Genomic DNA, 8,765 nt, shown 5'->3' with positions numbered 1-8,765 from the left:
CGCACCTGCTTGCCCCCCTGCCGGTAGGTTTTCTGGAGGTGGTGGGCTTCGAGAACTTTCATGACTTTTTTATTTCTTTTATGTCTTTGCTGAGAGAGATACAAGGAAAGGAATCGCTTTCAAGAAGAATGGCGTCAACACCTCTAAGAATAGGCAGCCGAGAACTTCCCTGGCTAACCCTATCTGGGCAGCAAGACAGCGGCAGGGATCCCAGCCAGCCAGGAGATGAACCCGAACTAGAGCCGCGCAGGCCTTGGCCGGGGATCCCATCGGTTTGCTGCGCCTGCTGGGAAAACGATTGCCTACGATCTAGACCCCTCTTGTCGAGGCGGGGGATCCCGCCCTGGTCTTGTTACAGAAATTTAGAATCGTTACAATAGTTAGCATCTTTGCATTGCAGGTTTCATCTTATGGCACTCACTCAGCGCTTTCCCGTGCTGTTTGTCTCAGTTTTGCGTCACGACAGCGTAGCCCCGCGCTGGTCTCAAGTGGCGTGGACTGTCTTGCGGGTGGTGGCAGGGCTATTCATGATTCACAACGGCCTCGACAAACTGGCTGATATCGAGGGGTTTGCAACGGCTTATGTAGAAGTGATCGGGTTGCCTTTCCCGATCTTTTTTGCTTATGTAGCTGCCTATACTGAACTGATTGCAGCTCCGCTGGTGGCAGTGGGTTTGTTGACCCGCGCGGCGGCGTTGGGTTTGTTCGCCACGATGGCGGTGGCCATGTTCCACCACATCAAGGTGGCCGGCTTCAGCGTTCCTTATCTGGAGCTATCGGCTATCTACGCGGCCATCTTCTTGGCCTTTGCGGTGAATGGCGGCGGCTGGTTCTCTTTGGATCAGCTCTTGGCGAACGGTATTGAGGCGGGGCTGAACCGCTCCAGCCGACAAAAGTTGGAGAGCCTGGAGTCTTCGTTGCAGGCCACTGAGAAGGTAATTGCGCTGGGGGATCAAGAGGCTGAAGCCGCCGAAACCCCTCGCTCCTGAGGGAGAGGGGCCGGGGGTGAGGGCTAAAGGCGGCTGGCGGCTCGCTCCATCAGGCGTTGGTGGGTGGAGCGCACCGGCTCTCCCGGCTTAGGCTGCCGCTGCACATAGGTGCCATCGGGGCGCAGCTCCCAAGCTTGCCGGTTATCCGTCAGACAAATCTCCAAGATCGCCTTCAGCTCTTGCTGCAACAGGGGATCCTCTACAGGGGTCACCACCTCGACGCGGCGATCCAGGTTGCGGGTCATGTAGTCGGCGCTGCCGATGAAGTACTCTTCCTGGCCGTCGTTGTAGAAGTAGAAGATGCGGGAGTGCTCCAAAAAGCGCCCGATGATGCTGATAACGCGGATGCGCTCGCTTAGGCCCGGGATCCCTGGTTTTAGGCAGCACATGCCGCGCACAATGAGATCAATCTCCACCCCTGCCTGGCTAGCCTCGTAGAGCACTTGGATCATGCGTGGGTCGGTGAGGGAGTTGACCTTGACGATGATGCGCCCTTGGCGTCCTGCCTGGGCATGGCGCATCTCTCGCCGGATCAAGGCTTCCATGCCCTGGCGCAAGGTACGGGGGGCCACCAGCAGCTTGCGGAAGTGCCGCTGCCGCGAGTAGCCAGTTAGCAGGTTAAACAACTCGGTTACATCGTTGCAGAGGGTCTCGTTGCAGGTAAACAGGCCCAGATCAGTGTAGATACGGGCGGTCTTGGGGTTGTAGTTGCCGGTGCCGATGTGGACATAGCGCCGCAGGGATCCCCCCTCTTCCCGCACCACCAGGGCCAACTTGCAGTGGATCTTCAGCCCTGGCAGGCCATAGGCCACGTGCACCCCGGCTTTTTCCAGCTTCTTGGCCCAGAGGATGTTGTTTTCTTCGTCGAAACGGGCCTTCAGCTCCACCAGAGCGGCCACCTGCTTGCCGTTTTCGGCAGCCTGGATGAGGGATCCCACCACCGACGAATCGCCAGAGGTGCGGTAGAGGGTTTGCTTAATGGTGAGCACCTGCGGATCGTTGGCCGCCTCCTCCAGAAACCGTTCCACACTGGCAGCAAAGGAGTCGTAGGGGTGATGCACCAGCAGATCCCCTTCCCGGATGACGGAGAAGATATCCACCGGCTCGTCGCTGACCGAGGCAGTACGCAAGCGGGGAGGAGTGACGGGCCCCCAAGGGGGATCCTTTAAATCGGGCCGGTTTAGGTTGAGAAACGCCATCAGCCCCCCCATGTTGAGGAGCCCATCCACCTCGTAGACAGAGTCAGCATCCAGATGCAGCTCTTCGCAGAGCCGCTGTCGAATGGCAGACGGCATGGACTTGGCAATCTCCATGCGCACCACCGAGCCGAAGCGGCGCTTGCGCAGCTCTTCTTGAATGGCCGCGAGCAGATCGTCGGCTTCGTCCTCTTGGATTTTCAGATCGGCACCGCGGGTGATGCGGAAGGGGTAGTACTCCAGCACTTCCATGCCCACGAACAGCGCCTCCAGATGGTGGGCAATCACCTGCTCCAGCGGCACAAAGCTCACCCCGTCCCGCAGCGGCACAAAGCGAGGCAGGGTGCTGGGCACCTTGATGCGGGCAAAGTGTTCCCTGCCGGTTTCCGGATCCCGCACCACCACCGCCAAGCTGAGGCTGAGGTTGGAGATGTAGGGGAAAGGATGGCCCGGATCCACCGCCAAGGGAGTGAGCACAGGAAACAACCGTTGGTCGAAATACTCCCGCAGCTCCTGCCGCTCCGGCTCGGCCAGCTCAGAAAAATCGCGGATGTGAATGCCTTGTTCCGCCAGCTTAGGCACCAATTCCTGCCGAAAACACTCGTGTACCTTTTGAATCAGGGGGCGCAGGTGCTGGGAAATCTGCCGCAACTGCTGCTGCGGCGTGAGGCCATCGGGGGTCGGCAGCAGCACGCCTGTTTCCAACTGACGGCGGATCACCGCCACCCGCACCATAAAGAACTCGTCCAGGTTGCTTTCGAAAATAGCGAGGAACTTCAGCCGCTCCAAGAGGGGGGTGCGCTCGTCCAGGGCCTCGTGCAAAACCCGGGCGTTGAACTCAATCCAGCTCAGCTCCCGGTTGAAGTAGTGCTCCGGCAAGGCATAGCCCTCCTGGATGGGCGCAGTCGAGATCCCTGGCTGGCCGGCATTCGGGGGGCAACCTGTCGCATCGGGGTTGCGGGGCGACAAGGAGGAGTCCGTTTCCTTGGGGCGCGGAGTCATGGTGGCCGAGATCTGGGTTGTCTCAAAGCGTCAACAACGGCTGGAGCCGACCCAATCCTATCCTGCTGGGTTCTGCTTGGAGGAGGCGGAAGTGTCCAAAACAGGCTTGGGCGGGCGTTCTGGCAACAGCCCTTGGGAGCGGGTAAGCAGAATTACCTGCAGCAGGATCCCGATCAACAAAATGCGCAAGGGACCGGCCCGGGTGGCCCACTGGGGCGGCAGACGGTTGGTCAACCACTCGCTGCCCGACCACACCCCCCAAATGGCCAGCACCCCCAGCAGGGCGCCGCGATTGTTGCCGCTGCCCCCCGCGATCAACATCACCCAGACGATAAAGGTGGCAAACTCCGGCTGGAAGGCTTCCGGGCTGATGAAATTGACAAAGTGGGCATAGAGCGCCCCCGCCAGCCCCATCAGCATGGATCCCAGCACAAACGCCTGCAGGCGAAACTGGAGGACATCTTTGCCGGCGGCCAGGGTTGCCGGCTCATCCTCGCGGATGGCCCGCAGCACCCGTCCCCAGGGGGAGCGATAGGCCCGCTCACTCAGCCAGTAAACCACCGCCAAGACCAGCAGCACCAAGCCCAAGTAGAGCAGTGTATCCTGCCCTGGGATCCAGCCGCGAAAGGGGCGCGGAATGCGGGTGATGCCGCGCACCCCGTTGGTCAGCCAGCCCTCGTTCCTCAGGATTTGGCTGATGATCTCGGCAATGCCGATGGTGGCAATAGCCAAATAGTCGGAGCGCAGCTTCAGGGTGATCAAGCCAATCAAGAAGGCGATCGCACCGGCGGCGGCTACTGCTATGGCAAAGCCCACCCAGAACGGCAGATTGAACCCGCCCAGATGTTCAGGGGTGGGCGGCGTCGTGGCTATGGCGCTGGCGTAGGCCCCCACAGCAAAAAAGGCCCCCACGCCGATGTTGAACATGCCGGCATAGCCCCACTGGATATTGAGGCCCAGCACCAGCACGCCGTAGATCCCCACCAAAACCAAAAAGAAGATGGCGTAGCTCAACATCAGGCCCGCCCCCCCAATAGCCCTGTGGGCCGGAAGATCAGCATCAGCACCAAAATGGCGAAGGCTACCCCTGTTTTGTAAGCCGGATTGATCGCTAAAGTCGAGAACTCCTCCGCCAGGCCAATTACCAGCCCCCCAGCAATGGCTCCATAGGGACGGCCAATGCCGCCGAGAATGGCCGCCGCAAAAACGGGCAACAACAGCCGCCAGCCCATGGTGGGGTGCAGCCGCGTATCCAGGCCCAGGAAGATGCCCGCCACACAGGCCAAGGCGGCGCCGATGGCCCAAGTCCAGAGGATGATCCGCTCCGTCTCAATGCCGGTCACCTTGGCCAAGTCAAAATTGTCGGCCATGGCCCGCATCGCTTTGCCCACCCGCGTGCGCTGCAAAAACAGGTGCAGAGCCACCACCAGCAAGGCCGTTCCCACCAGAATCACCACCCAATCCGGCTTGATGCGCAGCCCCCCCAACTGCCAGGGCAACTGAATGCCGCTGCGGTACACCTGGTTGTTGGGCCCCCAGACGATCTGCACCAAGCTGCGCAAGATCAGGGCCGTGCCAAAAGAAGAAATGAGCAAAATCACCGGTGCTTCCCGGCGCAGGCGGCGATAGATCAGTTGGTCGATCCCCACCGCGCAAAGTGCCGTCGCCAAGGCCGCCGGGATCCAGCTCACCCCAATCGGCCAACCCAACCCGACAAACGTTAGAGCAAAATAGGCCCCCAAGGTCATCAGATCCCCATGGGCAAAGTTGGCAAAACGCAAAATGCCGAACGTCAGCGACACCCCGATCGCCCCTAGGGCGTAGATGCTGCCCAGGACGAGGCCGTAGATAAAAAGCTGCAACAGTTGGGCCACCCTTGCCCCCGCAATACTCTGCCCTGATGATGCCACGGGTTTGCCGAGAGCGGGATCCCATCCGGCCCAGCGGCAGGGTAGAGCTAGGGTAGGAGAAAGCGCGCAAGAGAGATCCATGCAGCCCAACTCTTCCCGGATCCCAGGTTGGCTAGTGGTTTTGGCCCTGCTGAGCGCTGCCTGTGGTGGGCCGGAGCCACCTCCAAGCAGGGATCCCACGCCTGCAGCTCCCGTCTCCACCCCCCAGTTAATCTACGAAGACATCACTCTCACCCAGGCCAAACTTGACGGTGGCCTGCTCTGGCGCTTGCGGGCGCGCCTGGCCGAATACGAGTCCCCCCCAGAAAACGGCTCCACTCCCGTACAGTTGGGATCCGCCCATTTGCAGTCTATCGAGGGAGAGTTTTTCGACGCAGACGATCGCGCCATCCGCCTCCGGGCCGAGCGGGGATCCGCCTATCCTGGCGAGCGGCGGCTGGAATTGACGGGCCAAGTGGTGGTGGAATCGGAGCGGGACAACCTGCGCCTGCAGGCAGAGCGGCTGCAGTGGCTGCCGGAAGAGCGCCTCCTCGAAGCCGAGGGCCAGGTACAGGTGGAGCTGTTGGACGGCCAGGGATCCCTGTGGGGGGATCGTTTGCGCATCGACTTTGGCCAGGCCCAGATGCAACTGGAGAATTGGGATCCAAGCCAACCGGTGCGGGCCAAGTATCGCGATCCGGAGCTGGAGCTGACCGCCAGCCGCTTGCTCTGGAACTTTGGTGCCGGCGAGGTGCAGGCGTTGGGAGCAGTCGAGGTGGATGCCCCCCAGCAAAGGGTGCGCCTCAGCGGCGAGCAATTGCGGGCCCCGCTGCCCCTGACCGAGCTGCGCCTGCTGGGCAACGTGAAAGCCAAAGCCGTTCCCGTTGGCGGAACGGGATCCCTGCAGACCGGCCAAGAGCTGGAAGCCCAAGAGATCCGCTGGCGCATCGGCTCCACCCAACTGCAAGCCCTGGGCAATGTGCGCTACCGCCAGCCTGGACAAGCCCTGACTGTGAGCGGTGACCAAGGGATCCTGGATTGGCAGGCCAACACCGCCCGGATCCAAGGCAACAGCCAAACCCGGCTCACTTTGCCCTAGGAGCCGGCGGCAAAGGGCCAACAAGAGCATGTCAAGATAGTTTAAGAACCGTGTTGGGTGGGTTGTGGTGAGGAGTTCAGCAATGGCAGAGGCTGCCTGGGGGGAACGCCCCAACATTCTGTTGATCGTGCTGGATACCCAGCGGGCGGATCGCCTTTCCTGCTACTGGTCAGAGGAAGAGCGGGCCCGCCAAGTGCCCACCAGCCCCAACCTGGATCGGCTGGCCGCTGAGTCCACCCTCTTCGAGCGGGCCATCGCCCCCGCCCAGTGGACGATCCCCTCCCACGCCTCCCTGTTTACGGGGGAATACCCCAGCACCCACCAAACCGTTCAGGCAGACCTGGAGCTGAGCCCTGCTCTACCCACTCTGGCGGAGCTGTTGAAGCTGGGCGGCTACACCACCGTGGGCTTTTGCAACAACCCCCTGGTCGGGATCCTGAAAAACGGCCTGCGGCGGGGCTTCGACACTTTCTACAACTACGGCGGGGCCCTACCCACCCGCCCTCCCGAAGGCAACCCTCTGCCGGCTCCCCTCAACCGCTGGCTGGCCGCCTACACCCAGTTTTGGCGCCGTCTCTCCTACCCGGTGCAAAATGCCTTTGCCCGCTCCGACACCCTTTTTCAGTTGGCGCTGCACCCCTGGTTTGCCTCCCTCTGGACCCGCCTGATGAACTTTAAGGGCAACACGGCTGCCTCCATCGCCGACCTGAACCGCTACCTGCAGCAGATAGCCCGCCGCCCTGCCGGAGCACCGCCTTTCTTTTGCTTCGTCAACCTAATGGAGCCCCACCTGCCCTACTGGCCGCCGGAGCCCTTTGTGCAGAAATACGCCCCCTACTTCAAGACCAACCGCGAGGCGCGCGACTTTTTGCGCCAGTACAACGCCCAGCCCTACCGCTGGATGGCGCCCCTGCCGCAGCCGCTTTCTCCCCTGCAAGCGCAGGTGCTCAGGGACATCTACGATGCCGAGGTGGCCTACCAGGATCACCTGCTGGGATCCGTCTTCGCCACCCTGCGCCACACCGGCCTGGAGCAGAACACTCTGGTGGCTATCGTCGCGGATCACGGCGAAGGCTTGGGGGAGCACGACTTCGTCGGCCATGCTTTTGTGGTTTACGAAGAGCTGATCCGCGTCCCCCTGATCCTGCATTACCCCGGCTATTTTCCGGCAGGAAAGCGCGTGGCCACCCCCGTTTCCACCCGCCGCCTCTTTCATACTCTCTTGGAAGCTGCCGGCTTCCGCCCCAGCCTTTCTCTAGCCAACGGCGCCCCCCGTATCAGCCTCAAGCTTCGCCGCGAGATCGCCCGCCTCAGCCTGACCCGCACCCTGGCCGGTGAGGATCCGGAGCAGGGGGTGGTGCTCAGCGAGGCCTTCCCGCCCCACCTTCTCCTGCGGGCCATGGAAAACCGCAACGACAGCCTGCTGCAGGCGCGCGCCTGTTACGACACCCGCCGAGCCCTCTACGAAGGGGTGACCAAGCTGATCCAAACCGGAGATCGCCCCAGCCTCTACAACCTGGAGCAGGATCCGGCGGAACTGCGGGATCTGCTCTTGGCCGGGATCCCTTCTCAGCCGGGGGATCCTGAGTTGGGATCCCTTTCTCCACAGGCTTGGCTAGACCGCCTGCGGCAAGGGCTAAGGCAGTGGGTGGAGTGGGCAGAATCGCGCCGGCCCAGCACCGCTCCTCGCCGAGTTGACATGGAAAGCAACGCAGACTTGGTGCGGCGGATGCAAGAGCTGGGCTACCTGGAGTAGGAGCTATTCCAGCTCCCCCTCTTCCCCCCAATGATCCCGCAGGTAGCCGTTGAGATCGTAGGCATCTGTCTCCTCGGGATCCGCCGTCGGCCAGTCCTCGTTCTGCCCACCGATGATGACGCGGGTGAGGCCAATGTATTCTAAGCTGAGGGTGCGCAAGGCGTTGATCAACACATCCAGCGCCAAGGCATCGGCAGTGCCCAGATCAAACCAGCAGCGGGCCCAGTTGTCCTTTTCTTCCAGGGATCCCATGTTGTGCATCAGGGAGGTCAAGGGAGCCGAGTCGCTAGGGTACTCCAAGTAGCTGAGATCCGCCTCGGCCTCTTGGGCCACCAGGCGCTCGGCGTTAAATCCCCCCAACTTGCCTAGCACATACCACGACTCTAGGACTTCCCTGAGGTACTCCAACTCCGCTGGAACCGGCGGCTCCGCAAACTCAAACCAGATCCAGAGATTTCCCGGATCGCACTCGCGAAACTCCACTTGCATGGACGGTTTCTCAGCTAGGCCTAGCCATCGATCTTAGTCTGGCCCAGGTCAGCTAGAAACCGCAGGAGCCCCGCCCTGTACCCCCGTATACGGGGGGAGGGGGGCCAGTCAGGGTCGGGAGGAATGCAGATGACGTATAGTTGCAACATGACCCAAGTTTTAACTATCTCCTGCAAGCTCAAGGTATCTGCTTCGCAAGCCCTAAAGCTAGAGGCAACCTTGTCGGCTTTTGCACAAGCACTCCTTGCGCCAGCGGGGCGGAGGCCTTACTGGGTCAACCAAAACACACCAGAGAAGGTGGTCAACCCAGTCAAGCTTCAATCGCTCTGCTACCGCGAAATTCGT

At 61.4% G+C, this 8,765-nt stretch carries 7 protein-coding genes and 1 pseudogene; 4 read left to right on the top strand and 4 right to left on the bottom strand.

The features are described from left to right. Window positions 1-410: 410 nt before the first annotated feature. Window positions 411-989, top strand: coding sequence for a DoxX family protein (locus NW863_RS11355; protein ID WP_414334035.1), 579 nt, complete (start codon window positions 411-413; stop codon window positions 987-989). A gap of 23 nt (window positions 990-1,012) precedes the next feature. On the opposite strand, the gene NW863_RS11350 is transcribed toward NW863_RS11355, so the two are convergent. From NW863_RS11350 to NW863_RS11340, 3 genes are read right to left on the bottom strand one after another with little or no spacing between them, the layout of a single operon-like run. Then, window positions 1,013-3,187, bottom strand: a complete 2,175-nt coding sequence (locus NW863_RS11350; RefSeq protein ID WP_414366444.1) for an RNA degradosome polyphosphate kinase — start codon at window positions 3,185-3,187, stop codon at window positions 1,013-1,015. 57 nt (window positions 3,188-3,244) lie between these two features. Further along, window positions 3,245-4,204: a branched-chain amino acid ABC transporter permease gene (locus tag NW863_RS11345; RefSeq protein ID WP_414334031.1), complete on the bottom strand. Its 960-nt coding sequence runs from the start codon at window positions 4,202-4,204 to the stop codon at window positions 3,245-3,247. Beyond that, a complete protein-coding gene (locus tag NW863_RS11340; protein WP_414334029.1) occupies window positions 4,204-5,061 on the bottom strand; it encodes a branched-chain amino acid ABC transporter permease in 858 nt (285 codons plus the stop codon). The genes NW863_RS11345 and NW863_RS11340 overlap by 1 nt, the downstream gene beginning before the upstream one ends. 115 nt (window positions 5,062-5,176) lie before the next feature. Between NW863_RS11340 and lptC the strand changes: the two genes are divergently transcribed. Both lptC and NW863_RS11330 read left to right on the top strand, forming a co-directional pair. Then, the gene (gene lptC, locus NW863_RS11335) at window positions 5,177-6,175 is read left to right on the top strand and encodes an LPS export ABC transporter periplasmic protein LptC (RefSeq protein WP_414366442.1); all 999 of its coding nucleotides are present in this window, start codon (window positions 5,177-5,179) and stop codon (window positions 6,173-6,175) included. Between the two features lie 82 nt (window positions 6,176-6,257). Beyond that, complete coding sequence (locus tag NW863_RS11330; protein WP_414366441.1) at window positions 6,258-7,931, top strand: sulfatase; 1,674 nt, start codon at window positions 6,258-6,260, stop codon at window positions 7,929-7,931. Window positions 7,932-7,934: 3 nt separating this feature from the next. Here the strand turns inward: NW863_RS11330 and NW863_RS11325 are convergent, their stop codons facing one another. Beyond that, complete coding sequence (locus NW863_RS11325; RefSeq protein WP_414366439.1) at window positions 7,935-8,420, bottom strand: DUF3531 family protein; 486 nt, start codon at window positions 8,418-8,420, stop codon at window positions 7,935-7,937. 147 nt (window positions 8,421-8,567) lie between these two features. Here NW863_RS11325 and NW863_RS11320 point away from each other — a divergent pair. After that, window positions 8,568-8,765 (top strand): annotated as a pseudogene (locus NW863_RS11320) (hypothetical protein); the annotation flags it as partial.

The organism is Synechococcus sp. B60.1, assembly GCF_047462555.1.
In the GTDB taxonomy this organism is placed as follows: domain Bacteria; phylum Cyanobacteriota; class Cyanobacteriia; order Thermostichales; family Thermostichaceae; genus Thermostichus.
This window is presented reverse-complemented; position numbering and strand designations above follow the sequence as displayed.